Consider the following 16,082-nt stretch of genomic DNA (forward strand, 5'->3'; position numbering starts at 1 on the left):
CAACACCGGGAAGCAGTACTCTTAATCAAAAATAAGCCTTGGAGTTTTAACAATGAAACACGCCAACGATTTTGAACGAGTTTCGCTAGGTTTTTTTCCTACACCGCTGGAACGTCTTGACACGCTGGGTAATTCGCTGGGAATCAAGCTTGATATCAAACGTGACGACTACACCGGGTTTGGCGGTGGTGGCAACAAGGTTCGCAAGTTGGAGTACCTGATGGCTGAGGCCTGTCAACAGGGAGTCAATGTCGTGATCACCACTGGCGGGCATCAGTCCAACCATGCGCGGATGGTTGCCGCGGCGGCGCGTAAGTTCGGGATGAAGCCGGTGCTGGTATTGCGCGGCAATCAACCCGAGGTCTATCAGGGTAACCTGCTGCTGGATAAGCTTTTTGGCGCTGAGCTGGAGTTTCTCGATCCAGACGAATATTTCACGCAAATTGAAGGGGCAATGAACGCCCATGCAGCTGCTGCGAACGCGCGCGGTGAAAAAGCGCTGATCATTCCCCTCGGCGGGGCCACGCCGTTGGGCGCTTTAGGCTATGTAAAAGCCATTGAAGAAATGGATGCGCAACTTAAACAGCGAAATCAGCAACCTCCGCAGGTGATCGTTGCACCCACCGGCTCGGGCGGTACGCTGGCGGGTCTTTACGTCGGGGCACGCCAGTTCTGGCCAGAGACTAAAATCGTCGGTATCAGCGTTAGCGCCAAAGCGCCATGGTTTCAGGACAAAATATCTGCCATGGCACAGGACTGCGCCAACCTGCTCGAGTGGCCACAAAGCTGGTCTCCAGAGGATATCTGGATAGAAGACGGCTTTGTCGGAACGGCCTATGGTGTGCCTTCCGACGGCGGTATTGAGGCGATTTACCGCGTTGCACAAGCTGAAGGCGTGTTGCTGGACCCGGTTTATACCGGCAAGGCGATGCACGGATTAATCAGTCTGGTTGAGCAAGGAAAAATTCAGGCTGGATCAAGTGTGATTTTTGTCCACTGCGGCGGTTCTCCGGCACTTTATCCTTTCGCTAAAACTTTGCTGGACCATTAGAGTGAGCGCCGGGTTTCGCTATTTAAGTCAGCAGGATGTCGATGCCGCAGGCGGCAATGATGCACAACAGGCATGGCAAGATGTCTGTGACGTTGTCACCTTAATGCGGCAAGGACAGGCAGAAATGCCCGCTGAAACTCATGTCCGGCTTGCAGGAGATCGCGGCAAAGCTTACGCCTTACCGGCTCGTGTTGGCGGTCGTTTCAACGCCGCAGGCGTCAAATGGACTGCGCATCGACCCGATGCAGACGATGGGCTGCCACAGGCCATGGCATTGACGCTTATCAATCGTGCCGATAATGGCTTACCTTTGGGACTAGTAGAAAGCGGGTCACTGACCGCAGCGCGCACAGCCGCAGTGACTGCCGTCGCCTTGCACCATGCCGCCCCACGCAAACTTAAACGCGTGCTGTTACTTGGCGCGGGCGTTCAGGCACGGGCACATTTGCAGATGCTGAGTCAGCTTTTCCCCGACCTCCAGCGCGTTGACTGGTGGCATCGAAATCCACAAAAAATAGTGCTGGCGGATTGGTCTGCCACCTGGCCACTGGTGCAACATGCCGAGCTTTCCCCGCTGCTCGCACAAGAATTCGATGCAGTAATCACCTGTACCAGCGCAGCTCAACCGATCGTCGATAGTGCAGTCATCAAACCGGGCAGGCTGGTCGTTCAGGTGGGCTATCACGAAGTCAACTTTGCCGCGATTAAACAAGCTGACCGAGTAGTGGTCGATCTGTGGGGCGATTTTTGTGCAACCAGCGCCAAAAGCCTGTTTCAAATGTATCGCGCCGGTGAGTTTAATGCAGGACAGGTAGACGCCGATTTAAGCAATTTGTTGATAGACGGTTGGCGTCCTGCTGCTGACGACTGTGTATATTTTTCCTCTTTTGGTTTGAACGTGTTTGATATCGCTTTGGCTTCCCGAGTGCTGGCGTGCGCCTCAGACCTAAAACTCGGCACTTTACTGCCGCTTTTTCCCGAAGCGCCTTTTTCTCTGGAAAGTTGAACCCATGCTAATTAACGCAATCGATCTGCTGCAACGAATGAAAACCGGCGAGCAATTTGTTCTGATTGACGTCAGGGAAAAAGCCGACTGGCAGCGACAAACGTTGCCGGGTGCTTATCATCTCAATGTCTATGACTATTTTATCCCGGACAGCACGGAGTATGGCGTTCAACAAATGGCCAATGCGTTCCATCATGCCTGGCAGCAGTTACTCCTGGGTGACAACGTCACTCCTGTTTTTTTCGAGCAACAGGTGGGCATGCGTTCACCCCGAGGTGCCTGGTTTGCACTATTTTCCGGGATGGAACAGGCATTGATTCTCGACGGCGGCCTTGATAGCTGGATTGCCGCAGGAGGCGAGTGGTTACCCGGCAATGGTTACAGCGCGACAGTCAGCCCGGAGTATTTTGATAGCTCTACAGTACCCAAGGCGCGGCATCAGCTGGTAGCAACGCGTGAAGAGGTTTTGTCTATACACCAAAATGGCAGCATTTTAGTTGACGCACGCCGCCCCAGCGAGTTCAACGGAAAATTTGCTCATGACTGCTGCCACAGAGCGGGCAGAATACCCGGTGCCGTGCTGTTGTTTTGGGAGGATGTGTTGCAGGATGGCAAGTTTCTTGATCCCGCCGCTTTACGCTGTCTGGCAGAAAAGACAGGATTGTCGGCCAATCAAAGAACGGTAATCTATTGCCATCGAGGCGCGCGTGCAGCAACGATTTATGCCGCCCTGAGCCTTGCCGGTTTTAAAAATTTGGCAATCTACGTCGGTTCCTGGCACGAATGGGCCGAGCACCGCGAGCTGCCAATGCTCAGCGATATTTAGCTGGCTTTGCGAAGCCGCAGAGCCTGAGTAATGTCGGGCGCTGCGGCAATCAGTTGCTGCGTATAGGCATGCCGAGGGGCGATAAGTACCTGATTGGTTTCGCCTGTTTCAACTATTTTTCCGTGATACAGCACCACCACGCGGTCGCAAACCTGCTTAACCGCCGCAAGATCATGACTGATAAACAGCACTGTCAGGCCAAGTCGGTGACGCAGGTTATCAAGCAGCGCTAAAACCTGCCCGCGCACCGAGAGGTCGAGTGCAGAAACGGCTTCGTCGGCCACCAGCAATTCTGGCTCCAACGCCAATGCCCGGGCAATAGCGATGCGCTGGCGTTGACCACCGGAAAAGGCACTGGGCAAACGGCTCGCATGATGTGCTTCCAGCCCCACCAACGTCAACAGCTCCTCGACGCGAGCAGTAATTTTTGCCGGTTCGCGTAGTTTATAGACTCGCAGCGGTTCGGCTATCTGCTCACCCACTGTAATCTTGGGATTCAGGCTGGCGTAAGGGTCCTGAAAGATAATCTGCGCCCTTCTGCGCATTTTATGACGCGTCGCCGTATTTGCGCCGTTCAGCAAAATACCATCAAATTCTATTTTACCGCTGTCAGCCTCAATCAGCCCAATAATCGCGCGACCCAGCGTGGTCTTGCCTGAACCGGATTCGCCGATCAATCCCAGAATTTCACCACGATGAATATCCAGCGTGGTGGGAAAAAGCACGGTTTGCCGTTTTGCCGCTATAAAAGGCAATCGCTGAGCCTGAGGATAACTTTTAGTCAGCGCAAACAGCCGTATCAAAGGCGTAGCACGACCCGTTTCACCGGCATCAAAGACCTCCTTGTTGCGCGGAGCGGGCTGTGAGGCGGCAATCAGCTTTTGGGTGTAAGGCTGCTGCGGTTGAGTAAGCAACTGCTGCACGTTGCCCTGTTCGACAATATTGCCCTGATGCATCACGCAGGCGCGATCGGCATAGCGAGCCACCAGGCTGAGGTCGTGAGTAATCAGCAGCACGCCCATGTCCATCTCGTTTTGCAAATCCTGTAATAACGACAGAATTTGCGCCTGTATGGTGACATCAAGCGCGGTAGTTGGCTCATCGGCAATCAGCAACAACGGCTTGCAGCTTATGGCGCTGGCTATCATCACTCGCTGACGCATGCCGCCCGAAAGCTGATGAATATACTGTTTCGCGCGACGCTCCGGCTCGAGAATGCCGACTCGGTCAAGCAGAGCCACCGCCTCGCGATACGCCTGCCTCCAGCTAATTTTCTTGTGACGAACCAATACTTCGGCGATCTGTTCCCCGACTTTAAGCACCGGATTCATGCTGGTCATCGGTTCCTGAAAAATCATTCCGAGCTGTTTGCCACGTGCCGAGGCGGCAAAAGGCTGACCAGAGCTGGCGATAATCTTACCGTTCAGGCTGATGCTGCCGGCTTCCATGTCAAGCCCACCAGGCAAAAGCCCAATCAGCGACAGCGAACTCAGCGTTTTACCGGAACCAGACTCCCCCACCAGCGCAACCATTTCACGGCGATTCACCTGAAAAGAAATGTTGTTGACCAGCGGTGATCCACTGACGGTTTTAATCGTAAGATTCTGAACGTCGAGCAGCGCCGAAGAGATAGCCATAATAGAGTGCCTGAACAATAAACAGACACCAAGAATATATCGTATATCTTATAGTCGCAACCGACATCTCGGCGTTATCTAGCTGAATTTAATCTAAGTTAACGCGCCAATCGGCTTATTGGTAGATAACCTTTTGACTAAACTTGTTACACAGGATCCTGCGCAATCTTTTGAACTGATAGCCAGGGGCCTTTTTCTGTAGCTGATGGCGATAGATACCTCTTTGCAGGGAGTTGATACTTCGATCCTGTTGCAACGTCGATGTCAGGCTTTCGCTGTCGCCATCTTTCACAATATGTGGCACTCGGCAGAAGGTATCAATGCCGTAAAGACGATTGAAATAAACCCACAAATCAGCCTCCCAACGGATAGGAGTATTAGCATTGATTAAGGATCGGGCAGCGCGCTGCGTCACAACGTAGCCCATTGTGGAACTTGCATCACTGATTTTATGGAATATCACCCCTGAACCTAATTCAATCTTTTTATCTTTATAATAAGACTCGGGCGCTGTTAAGAGGTAAACGTTATTTTTATTAGCATCAACGGTTAATTCAATTTGCTTTAATGTATTAATTAACTCGCTATCAATACGCGCATCGTCTTCCAGAATTAATGCACAGGCAAGCCCCTCTTCTATGATGCGCTCATAAACCAGTCGATGACTAAGAGCACAGCCGATGACGCCCAAAGTCATCTTGGAAGCTGGGTAGCCAGCCACCTCTTTTTCAAGAAAATCATCAGTTAAATTAACACCTTCGACGGCGTCATAAATTTCTACGTCAAGTTTTAACTCATAACACTGAGCAAGAATTTCTTTACGTCTTTGACTTTGATTGAACAGGCTTATTATAAATACTTTAATTTTACCGACCTCTATTTTAATTTAAATAATCTACGCCCTATCAAAACAGAAAATTAACACCATACAAAACAGTGTTATAGTTTATTTTAATTAAACAGGGAGTTATTCTATACGACATTATTACATATACCGAAATAACAAAGAGTATTTTAATTACCTAGAGTAGAATAAAGATCAAAGAAAATCGTTTCTATAAAACAACAAACCCCGCATTTGCGAGGTTTGGCACTACTTATTAAAATTTACTTAATTCTATGATTTTACATCATGGGTTTGATGTTTTTATCAATCAGCAAATTCGTCTTCTCATCGATCGGTATCTCAGGGCATGCACCACAGTAACCAATCAGATACCAATGTCCATCAGCACATTTTTCCGGGCAGACTTTGTAACGCTCGTTCTGAGCGCCATACAATTCTGCTCTTGCCTGTGCTAACTCACCCGAGTTATCGCCACGGAAGAACAGGGAAAATTGGTGATTTTCATCGACATGTTTTTGTCCATGGCGGCTTCCGCCCAGAAGTAAATAATGATATTCAGACATTATTTCTCCCTCCTCCTAGCAATTGATTGAATGTCGTTACGGCCCTTTTTCACCTGATGCAAAAATCTTTTAGAACAAACAATCCAGGGCAACGAAGCGCTCAATCAGAAAGCAGCGCCAATTTATGCCCTGTTTAAAAGTATAGGACAGATCACAGTTGCTGAGAGGTCAACCACTACAAACGTGACAGGAATCACGTATTAATTTTGTACTACTGAACTGCTACATACGCAAGTTTTGTTAAACAATTTTAACGTTTATTTTTTACTCAATGGCGTGAGATTCTGCCTACTCTTGATAATCAACAGATTTTTCTGACCATCTCGGCGATTTACACTTGTAATAGCCCCGCTGCGGATCAAAAATCCAGCAACCGACTATTAGAAATTCAAGAAAATAAAAATGAGTTATTTTTCACAAACTGCTTACGACATTCGTCTTGAATGGGGGCTGGCGGCTGTAGAAAACCTTGCTGCAGACGTGGCGTGCGTGGTGATTATCGACGTGATGTCATTTTCAAGCTGTGTGAGTATTGCCGCCGATCGCGGCGCGCTGCTGTTCCCTTACCCTTGGAAAGACAGTTCGGCGATTGAATATGCGCGGGAAAAGCAGGCTGAGGCCGCGAATTTTGACCGCCGTTTCTCAGGCAAGGGTTTCTCGCTTTCGCCTCATAGCTTATTAAAACTTGAAGCAGGTAAACGGCTGGTGCTGCCATCCCCCAACGGTTCGGCCATTACCTTCAAAGCCAAAGCTGGCAATGCTTCGATTTTTTGCGCCTCGTTGAGAAATTTGCAAGCAACGGCGCAGGCCTGTCAGGCGTTTTCAAACATTCTGCTTGTCCCCTGTGGTGAGAAATGGGCCGACGGTACTTTGCGCCCTGCGCTTGAGGATCTTTACGCGGCTGGGGGATTGGCTGCACAGTTGCAGGCATTATCAGCAGAAAAGGCGCTGTCACCAGAAGCTCAGGCCGCCGCGGCGGTTTATCGCGGTACTCCGGCCAATCAGCTTCGCGAATGCGCCTCGGCTCAGGAATTAATTGAACGCGGTTTTGCCGCTGACGTCGAACTCTGCCTTGAAAACGACGTCAGCCCATTAGCCTGTCAGCTTATAGACGATGCTTTTACCGGCATTTCCAGCGGCAAAACGCGACTAATTTCAGGACCATAGCCGTTAATCGTCAGCTCACCGTTTTTCAGCTCGACCATGGCAAAAGGCAGCCTATCCGCGCCGTCTACCATCCCTTTAAGCGTAATGAAATCGGTATTTTCGATGCGGGCATAGTTGCCTTCATGGTCATGACCGGCAAAATAGGCGCGCACCTGATAGCGGCACAACAGCTCAACCAACTGCTCGCAATTCCACAGGTTGTGTTTGTTCTCGGGAGCCAGCGGATAATGGCCAAAAACCAAAACCGTTTCGTGCTGTTGCTGCGCCTGTTGCAACGCCTGCTCGAGCCAGACCAGCTGTTGGCTGCCGACTGCCCCATTCCAGCTTTGCGCATTGGGCAGTTGCTGCTCCATCAGCTTTGCCAGCGTCTGCTGCGCCTGCTGATGCTCATCACCGTTACCTGAATTGCAGTACAGGCTAAGATCGTTGCCATCAATCACAATAAAACGATAGCCCGGCTGGGCAAACTGATAATAACTTTTTGGCAAACCGATAGCAGGCGTTTGCAAAGAGAGATGTTCAGTCAGCACCTGCGCATCATGATTGCCAATCACCACCGCGTGTGGGTGGCGCAGCGCGTCGTACACCGGCAGTATGGCATCAAAACTTGCCCAGTCGCGATCGACCAAATCCCCCAGCGTCACCACAAATTCCAACCGATGATCGTTGAGTTCAGTAATCGCCTTGGACAGCTTGCACAGGCTGTTGCGATAAAACCGCGGATGCGTTGCGCTGGGTTCTGCGTCGGCATACTGCGGGTCGGCAATCAGCCCAAAGCGCAGTGTCGTGCTGGAGTGCGGCGTTTCGGCGAGCTTGGGAATCTGGTAGATGGCGCTGACGTTGCCCAGCGCCTCACTTTGTTCAGCGGTTAGGTGAATAGTCATTTTTACTCCTACTTAACGGATGCCGGCGCGCATAAACGACTGCACGAACTGACGTTGGAATACCAGGAAAAGTACCAACAGCGGCAAGGATGTCATGATAGTAGCGGCACCGATTAGCGCCCACTGCACGCCCTGCTCCGGTGCGGAAAACAGCTGTAGCCCAACGGTCAAAGGTCTCACCTTTACCGAGTCGGTAATGACCAGCGGCCAGAGAAAATCGTTCCAGTGAAAGCTGATTGAAACCAGCGCAAAAGCGACATAAATCGGTTTCGCCAATGGGATATAAATCCGTCTCAAGATATAAAACCGACTGGCTCCTTCAACAATTGCCGCTTCTTCCAACACCAGTGGGATGCTCTTAAACGTCTGACGTAACAGGAAAATGGCAAACGCCGAGGCAAAATACGGCAATCCGATGCCCAATAAACTGTCGCGCAGCCCTAGCGCACCAATAGTTTGATAATTATTAAGGATTAACACATCCGGGCTAATCATCAGTTGCAGCAGAATCAACGAGAAGATGATTCCGGCACCTTTAAGCTTGAAGCGCACCAAGGCATAGGCCGCGAGCGTAGCCAGAATTAGTTGGCAGACTACAATCATTAGTACCAGTAGCGTGGTGTTGAGAAAATAACGACCAAAAGGCGCTGCCTGCCAGGCGTGAATGAAATTTTCAAAAGTTACAGGCGCAAACAGCGAAAAACTGCCCTGTTCCGAGGCGGGATGAATAGCGACCCACAGTGAAACCAAAATCGGCAAAAACCACAGCAGCGCGGCCAGCCAAATGCTCAAATTCAGCAATATTCGGCCAAGGGAAAAAGCGCGATGCGGGGCAATAGTCATCGTCAGGCTCATTGATAATGCGCTCTCTTGTCCAGCAAATTGAATTTAATTAACGCGATAGTCGCCAGAATCACTAACAGCACGACCGTCATCGCCGAGGCATAGGGCAGATCCCAATAGCTGAACGCGGTCCGATAAATGTAAAACAGCAACAGGCTGGTGCTGTTATCCGGACCACCATTGGTCATGGCAATCACCTGATCGACGATGCGAAAAGCGTTCATTGAGGCATTGATTAAAATAAACAGCGTGGTTGGCATCAGCAGCGGCCACTGGATCCTGCGAAAGAAATACCGTCGCGACGCTCCTTCTATTTCGGCGGCTTCCGCCAACCGTGGGTCAATCTGCTGTAACGCGGCCAGATAAAAAATCATAAAGAACCCGGCCTCGCGCCAGACCGAGACGGCCATCAGGCTATACAACGCGGTTTGCGGTTCGCCCAGCCAGTTAACGGCCGGAAGTGAAAACAGTGATAAAAGCTGGTTAAGCAGTCCTAACTGCGGGGTATAAAAAAACAGCCAAAGATTGGCAATCGCCACCATGGGAAGCAACGACGGGATGAAAAAAGCGGCTCGCGTCAGCGCGTTACCGCGCAGGCGTCGATTCACCGCCAGTGCCATCAATAACGCCAATCCAACGGCCAGCGGAATGGTAATGACAGCATAAAGCAGATTATTGCGTAACGATAAAATAAAGGTGTCGTCATCGAGCAATGAACGATAGTTATCCAGCCCTACAAAATGGGCTGGATGGCCGTTACGTGCTGCGCTGAACAAGCTTTCCCACACCGTGGCCAGTGCTGGATAATGAGTAAAGGCAATTAAAAACACCAGCGCGGGTAATACCAGCAAATAACCATAAACCTGAAGCGACAGGCGGTTATTACGCGCTTTGGGCACCACGGTGTGTAACGTGCTCATTAACAGACCTCGTTACTGATAAGGTTTCAACAGACGATCGGCCTGACTCTGCGCCGTTGCCAATGCCTGCTCAGGCGTTTTCGTTTGCGTGACAGCGGCTTCAACCGCGCGATTCAGCAACTCCTGAATCTGCACGCTGTTATAGGTCGAGATTTCTGGCTGCGAATATTTCAGCTGCTCGCGAGCCACCAGTGCCTGTGGAACCTTGGAAGAATAACTTTTCATATTTGCCGTTTCCCACGCCGCAGGCGAGGTTGCTACATAGCCGGTGGCAATACTCCAGCGAGCGGCCTGTTCAGGCGCGGACAACCAACGGATAAACTCCATCGCGGCTTTTTGCTGTTCCGCAGTGGAGTTTTTAAACACATACAAATTGCCACCGCCGGTCGGGCTGCCACGCTGGGTTTTCTCCGGCAACATGGCAACACCGAACGGGAATTTCGCGTTGTCGTGAATAGTGGTCAGGTTGCCGGTAGTTGTCACAATCATCGCCGTTTTGCCGTCGATAAAGTCTTGTGGCGTGGTGCTCCAGGCGATCGCTCCTTTTGGCGACACGCCGTATTTTTGGGACAGATCGGTCATCCATTGCAGGGCTTCAACGTTTGACGGCGTGTTGAAAGTCACCGCGGTACCTTTACCGTTATCCAAATGGCCGCCGTTAGTGGCTGCAACACCTTGAAAGGTCCAGTAACCAATTGGCGTAGAAGGGATTTCAATGCCCCACTGCTTGACTTCGTTACCGTCTTTAATCACCAGCTTTTTGCCAAAATCTTCCACTTCCTGCCAGTTTTTTGGTGCCTGTCCGGCGTTCAGCCCGGCCTTTTCGAACGCCTGTTTGTTCCAGTACATCACGACTGTCGATCTCTGGAAAGGAATGCTCCAGACTTTGCCTGCAATATGCCGAATAAAGGCGGGATAGAATCCGTCGATCCAGGCTTTTCCTGCTTCATCGCTGGCCAAATCACTGACTGGAACAATAGCGCCAGCATCAATCAGAGAATACGCCTCAATATCGCCGATCACCGCAATTTGCGGCGCGTTGCCACCGCGAAACGCTGTCAGTGCTTTGGTTACCGTGGTGGCATAGTCGCCGGTATAAACCGGTTGGATACTGATTTCGGGATGGATTTTTTCAAAATCAGCAACCAGTCCATCAACGGTATGAGTAATTTTGCCGCCCACGGCGATCGGATAGTACATCTGCAATTTTACCGGGTCAGCCGCATAGGCGGAAGTCGCCGAAATCAGCAGAACGGCAGTGGTCAAACGGGTCAAGCGCATCGCAACAGACATGTTATTCCCTTGAGTCATTGACATGGTGTGAAGTAAAAAATTTATAAATTAAACTGCTTGTTTTTCTTTTAGCACCAACACGTTTTCTTCGACGTGAATGCAGCGCTTGCCATTGGCGGTAGAGAAAAAATATTGCGCTGATGTCGGCCAATACAACCCAACCACGCAGCCTTCGCTCAAATGGCGCATTCCGGCAATCTTGACCGTTAAGCTCTGCTGACTTTGCGCGATTTGGCACACCACCAGCGTATCTGAGCCCATATATTCGTAACTTTTCACTTCAGCTTTAAGCTCGGCATTTTCGGGCGCGCAGAGTTGAATATCCTCGGCGCGCAGGCCAAGACTCAGCGTGGAAGCCAAATAGTTCTGCACTAACGGCGTGCCCAAATCACTCAAATAATGGCCTACACCACGACGTTCCAGCGGCAAAATATTCATTGGCGGCGCGCCAATAAACTGCGCAGCAAATACGGTTTGTGGATTGTTATAAAGATTGTCCGGGGTATCTTGCTGTTCAATCCTGCCGTCATTTAACAGAATGATTTTGTCGGCCATGCTCATGGCTTCGGTTTGATCGTGAGTGACGTAAATCATGGTCAGACCCAGTTTCTTTTGCAGCGCGCGAATTTCGCGACGCATACTTTGCCGCAGCTTGGCATCAAGGTTAGAAAGGGGTTCGTCCATTAAACACAGCTTGTTGTTGGCAATCACCGCCCGCCCCAAGGCCACACGCTGCTGCTGTCCACCGGAAAGCTGTGAGGGCAGTCTGTCGAGCAGCGTTTCCAGCTCCATCAGCTTTGCCACTTCTTCAAGCCGACTGGCAAAAAGCTGTTTGTTTTCTCCTCGCGCTTTTAACCCAAACAGCAGGTTTTCGCGCACGTTGAGATGAGGAAAAAGTGCATAAGACTGGAATACCATTGACAGTTTTCGCTGTGACGGACTCAACAGAGTCACGTCACGTTGCTGAAGATGAATCGAACCGCTATCAGCCGACTCAAGTCCGGCAATGGTTCTGAGCATGGTGGACTTTCCACAGCCTGAAGGACCCAGCAGAGCAACAAACTCGCCCTCCTGCACCTCAAAACTGATGTCGTTAAGCGCAGTTTTAGTGCCCCATCTCTTGCCAATATTATGAAGTGATAAAAAGCTCATCGGCGTCGCACGTTAGTGAAATGAATAATGGCAATAAGCTATCGAGGTTGGATGACTTTTTTATGACGACGAAATGACGCTTGCGCGATTAAAGGGGATTTTGCTCACAGTTGGAGTCAATTAGGACACTTTGCAGTGTCAATGAGCATTGCAGGGGTTATGGCAATACATCATCCAGAGCTAAACTCGCCGAAAGGAAAATTCATAAAATCTATCTATGTATTGTTTTAAACGGGCAAAAAAACATGAGTATTTTACCGCTAGAACTCACTCTCCCAAACACTGCCATTATTATTCAGAATCCTTGCCGCACTGGCTGCAATCCCTTCAGCCGGGTAATAACTGGCATAAGGAACATTTTTCGCCGGCCCACCAGTTTGGTGCCATCAACCACCGAAACAAAGCTGGAGATCGGTAATAGTGAATTCCATAAATATCTTTATAAACCGAAGAAATACTCCCCGCAGCCGCGAATTTACAGCGGTATCAAATTTGAAAATGCCACGGAACCCAGCCTTCAGATTAAAAAACCCTTCAAGTGCAATGGCGACACTTTTATTGATCCTAGTTTTTACAAATGGAAGGCACCAAAGGGTTCACAAATGAGAAACTGTTTATTTACCGCCCGCGACCACCCATTTAATTGGGATGATCCACAACTGGGTAATATTTGTATGAGTGGCTGCACCATCGAGGGTTTGTACAAAGATAACGTTGAGGGTGATATATCTTCACTCATTTCGCCGTGTCTTTCTGGCATAAAGATGAAACACTGCATACTTAACAATCTGATTTTCACTCTTAAATCAGTTGTCATCACCAGCAATGTCGATTTCAGCCATTCACGCTTCGACAATGTGACTTTTACCGGCAGCATGGCGGGGAGTGGTTTCCCCTACTATATTCGGGAAGCCAATTTTAAGAATATCTCGGCCAGCGGGCTGACTTTCAAAAACGTATCTCTCGAAAGTGATGTCAGTTTCAAAGGCGCACAGATAACCAATCTCACTCTGTGCAAGGAAGTAAACTTCAAGGGAGTGACATTTGGTGATTATCAACCCCGGCAGATTACCCTGAGCGATGAAATGTTTTCCTCTTCAGAACAGATTGATCTCAATCTCAACTCGATAAATAACTCAACCACCGGAGCCTATTTTTTTAATACGCTGGGAACCATTGTAAATAGGCGTGTTAAAGTTGACTGGGCCGAGCAACTGGTCGAAAAATTTAGCCGGCTGGATCTGCTAAAAAATAGCCTGCAGCAATCTTCTATTTGCGAATCTCTCATTTATGAACTTAGTATTGATTGCTTTAAAAACTCGCTACCCATCAGCATTTTTGTTTGGGAGTTGCGGGTTGAAAAATTTAAGTTCAAGGTGATACCCGGCAGTCTTCTCCAAGAAAAAGAGATTTGCCAGAAGTTAGTTAACTCCTTAATTAACAGAACGCGCACACCAAATTGCAGTCAATTGCCAAGACAGGACATTTTTAGCTACCAGTTTCTGGCTAACCAATTATTCGACTCTTACCCTGAGATGGCGCAAGCCTGGAATCAACTCGCCCCGCTGCCAGAGCTACTCAAATTCTTAAATGAAGATATTCTGATGACTGAGAGCGAAAATTTCGACTCTCAGCACGTATTTTATGATCCACAAACTTGCCGGGCAATAGCGATCCCCAAGTTTGAATTTAATAGATTAATTAATGAGTTGCAGGCACCGACACAATATTCGCTGTTTCAATATCTTGGTGAGGGAAATATTGTTAACCTTCCGGCCAGTCAGCAGGCTTTGAGCATGGCGCTGTCATGTTCGGAGGGATTACAGCAATTGTGGTCCGCCAGCGGAAATTTTTTTACACCGACGTTCAGTGCTTTACTGGCCGGAAATAGTCGTTGCAGTAGCCAGGAGCTAATAAGACTTAATGAGATAAAGCAACACCTGGCATCTTTGCTATTAAAAAGATCAGCCAAAAAAATGAACTTAACAGGTGCCTCTGAGGCCATTCTGCTGCACAGCGCACTGGCTGACTACTACGAGGGTGAGCACGCGGTTGAAAAACGACAGCCCCTGATAGACCAGTGTTTTGAAGACATGCAGCCATGCTTTGCCCAAAGCACGCTTAACGATAGCCAGAAAAAAGCCATAATTTCTCTGTTGCTGGCACGCGTCTTGATTGCTTTTTCCTCGTCGGCTTTTTGCGGGACCGAAACAGACTCCCCGATGCCGCTACGCCTGCTGGCTGATGCCTTTTTACAAGATTCAATAAATTATTGGCCGGAACTGGTCAGCGCTGGCGAGATGAAAAACTGGCGAGAAAGACTGATTCCCAAAAACCCAAACACGTTTTCCTGCAGCGCAATGCTCTCTGGGATTATGGCAACCTACCGTCATCCAATTATCGACAGTGAGGATCTTCCACGCTTAATGAAAACGCTTTATCCGCTTTAAGTTTTTTGAATCTGCTGGCAGCTTGAGCTTTTAGTTCATCAGCGCATAAGAGCATCAATGCCGTTTTGCATTGGTATTTGAAACTGATTAAGGGTAATTGCAGGCTCAATAATCCGCCGCGGCTGGTCAAGTTGCCCTTTCGAGTGACTAGCATCGGTAACAAATCGTCTGCCTCATTGATGGTTGTTACATTTAACCAGTAAGGAGTTTATGTCTTTTAAAGCAGTGACGCCTGGGTGTGGATCTTTCTGACGCAGCGTCTGCAGCGCCACTTTAGGCCTGTCGTGTTAAGAGTCTGATCGTGTTAAGACTGATTTTTTAACAAAAATAAAATAACTACTCTGTATTTTAACTGCAGCAATCGTCACATAATTCACTAAAAATAACTTTTGACGTTAGTCTTGTGTCATTAATAACAGAAAATTTTCGATTTTTTTACAATTATCATTTAATGCTCTCTTCCAAAGAAAATCGCCAAACCACTCACCTACCAATAAATTCATAAAATACAATAAGATAATCACTGAACAGACAATCAACTGATAGCCCTAAAATCAGGCCTCACAGTAACTTCACAATTTAAAATATCCTTAAATAACAATCATATAAACCAAAAATAGCAGGTAAGATATATCTTGACCCAATCACAGGCCGGATATATCTTCGAATGATGATTATTATCGTGGCGGTTCAGCAGTGATTCAGGAAATGAGCATTCGGATATCAATATAAAAAAAACAACCTATAGGTCACTTTCTAAAGACACTTTATTGACGAGACTGTTTTAATGAAACAAGCCCGCGCTATTATCGCGTCGCCCCAAAAAATAACCAACCGTCGAGGTAAGACATTCAAGAACGACGAATTATTAATCTTAATCCTTTATCTTGTAAGGATTAACCCAACACATGGTTATGAAATTATCAAGTCGATAGAGAATTATTCGATGGGGGTATACAGTCCTAGTTCAGGGGTTATTTATCCTAATTTGACACACCTTGAAGAATTAGGTTACGCCAAGACACAGGTTGCTGAAGGCGCAAGGAAAAAATTCTTGATTACGGCCACAGGCATTGATTACCTTGATGAAAATGAACAGGCCGTTGAACGGGTATTGGTAAAACTCAAAGCCTTGGTATTAGAGAAACACCCTGTTAAAAACCTGGAAATACACTATGCCATCGAAAACCTTAAAATAAGTGTACGCAGCAAAATGCGTAATGAAAACATCACTCGAGAAGAAACAGATAAAATAGCTCAGGCTATTCATGAAGCGACAGTAAAAATTAACACTATTTAGTATTAAATTTTCGTAATTTTTTAAAATCAGATTTGTTTAGACTTGTTAATGTAAGCAGGCACACACTTCTGAATATAAACTCGTGCGGGATAATACGTTGTCTCAGGAATCTCTGTGCGCCGAATCTCACCTCACTATTAATT

The 16,082-nt window shown here is 48.4% G+C and carries 14 protein-coding genes; 6 read left to right on the forward strand and 8 right to left on the reverse strand.

Annotated elements, in window-relative coordinates; all coding sequences use genetic code 11:
• Positions 1-52: 52 nt before the first annotated feature.
• Genes AB3G37_RS12230 through AB3G37_RS12240 form a run of 3 tightly spaced genes read left to right on the forward strand, consistent with a single transcriptional unit; the run spans position 53 to position 2,883 of the window.
• Positions 53-1,051, forward strand: a complete 999-nt coding sequence (locus AB3G37_RS12230) for a 1-aminocyclopropane-1-carboxylate deaminase/D-cysteine desulfhydrase (protein WP_369787915.1) — start codon at positions 53-55, stop codon at positions 1,049-1,051.
• Position 1,052: 1 nt separating this feature from the next.
• On the forward strand, positions 1,053-2,057 hold the full coding sequence (locus AB3G37_RS12235) for an ornithine cyclodeaminase (RefSeq protein ID WP_369787916.1): 1,005 nt from the start codon (positions 1,053-1,055) through the stop codon (positions 2,055-2,057).
• Between the two features lie 4 nt (positions 2,058-2,061).
• Positions 2,062-2,883, forward strand: coding sequence for a sulfurtransferase (locus AB3G37_RS12240; RefSeq protein WP_369787917.1), 822 nt, complete (start codon positions 2,062-2,064; stop codon positions 2,881-2,883).
• Here the strand turns inward: AB3G37_RS12240 and AB3G37_RS12245 are convergent.
• From AB3G37_RS12245 to AB3G37_RS12255, 3 genes are all read right to left on the reverse strand, one after another.
• Positions 2,880-4,520: a dipeptide ABC transporter ATP-binding protein gene (locus tag AB3G37_RS12245; protein ID WP_369787918.1), complete on the reverse strand. Its 1,641-nt coding sequence runs from the start codon at positions 4,518-4,520 to the stop codon at positions 2,880-2,882. The two genes, AB3G37_RS12240 and AB3G37_RS12245, sit on opposite strands and share 4 nt — an antisense overlap.
• 115 nt (positions 4,521-4,635) lie before the next feature.
• A complete protein-coding gene (locus AB3G37_RS12250; protein ID WP_369790951.1) occupies positions 4,636-5,406 on the reverse strand; it encodes a glycosyltransferase family 25 protein in 771 nt (256 codons plus the stop codon).
• A 239-nt stretch (positions 5,407-5,645) separates the two neighbouring features.
• Entirely contained in the window at positions 5,646-5,930 is a 285-nt protein-coding gene (locus AB3G37_RS12255; RefSeq protein ID WP_009636116.1) for a hypothetical protein, read from the reverse strand.
• Positions 5,931-6,332: 402 nt separating this feature from the next.
• On the opposite strand from AB3G37_RS12255, the gene AB3G37_RS12260 reads away from it, so the two are divergent.
• The gene (locus tag AB3G37_RS12260; RefSeq protein WP_369787919.1) at positions 6,333-7,097 is read left to right on the forward strand and encodes a 2-phosphosulfolactate phosphatase; all 765 of its coding nucleotides are present in this window, start codon (positions 6,333-6,335) and stop codon (positions 7,095-7,097) included.
• Here the strand turns inward: AB3G37_RS12260 and AB3G37_RS12265 are convergent.
• The 5 genes from AB3G37_RS12265 to AB3G37_RS12285 are packed head-to-tail and all read right to left on the reverse strand — an operon-like array spanning position 7,031 to position 12,189.
• A complete protein-coding gene (locus AB3G37_RS12265; protein ID WP_369787920.1) occupies positions 7,031-7,981 on the reverse strand; it encodes a metallophosphoesterase in 951 nt (316 codons plus the stop codon). The genes AB3G37_RS12260 and AB3G37_RS12265 overlap by 67 nt on opposite strands.
• Before the next feature lie 12 nt (positions 7,982-7,993).
• The gene (locus tag AB3G37_RS12270; protein WP_369787921.1) at positions 7,994-8,824 is read right to left on the reverse strand and encodes a carbohydrate ABC transporter permease; all 831 of its coding nucleotides are present in this window, start codon (positions 8,822-8,824) and stop codon (positions 7,994-7,996) included.
• Between the two features lie 8 nt (positions 8,825-8,832).
• Positions 8,833-9,744 carry a carbohydrate ABC transporter permease gene (locus AB3G37_RS12275; RefSeq protein WP_369787922.1) on the reverse strand — a complete coding sequence of 304 codons (912 nt, stop codon included), beginning with the start codon at positions 9,742-9,744 and terminating at the stop codon, positions 8,833-8,835.
• 12 nt (positions 9,745-9,756) lie between these two features.
• On the reverse strand, positions 9,757-11,037 hold the full coding sequence (locus tag AB3G37_RS12280; RefSeq protein WP_369787923.1) for an ABC transporter substrate-binding protein: 1,281 nt from the start codon (positions 11,035-11,037) through the stop codon (positions 9,757-9,759).
• A 48-nt stretch (positions 11,038-11,085) separates the two neighbouring features.
• Positions 11,086-12,189, reverse strand: coding sequence for an ABC transporter ATP-binding protein (locus AB3G37_RS12285; protein WP_369787924.1), 1,104 nt, complete (start codon positions 12,187-12,189; stop codon positions 11,086-11,088).
• A 245-nt stretch (positions 12,190-12,434) separates the two neighbouring features.
• Between AB3G37_RS12285 and AB3G37_RS12290 the strand changes: the two genes are divergently transcribed.
• On the forward strand, positions 12,435-14,639 hold the full coding sequence (locus AB3G37_RS12290; protein WP_369787925.1) for a hypothetical protein: 2,205 nt from the start codon (positions 12,435-12,437) through the stop codon (positions 14,637-14,639).
• A 787-nt stretch (positions 14,640-15,426) separates the two neighbouring features.
• Positions 15,427-15,939, forward strand: coding sequence for a PadR family transcriptional regulator (locus tag AB3G37_RS12295; protein WP_369787926.1), 513 nt, complete (start codon positions 15,427-15,429; stop codon positions 15,937-15,939).
• Positions 15,940-16,082: the final 143 nt, after the last annotated feature.

The sequence above is a fragment of the Rouxiella sp. WC2420 genome, assembly GCF_041200025.1.
Classification (GTDB): domain Bacteria; phylum Pseudomonadota; class Gammaproteobacteria; order Enterobacterales; family Enterobacteriaceae; genus Rouxiella.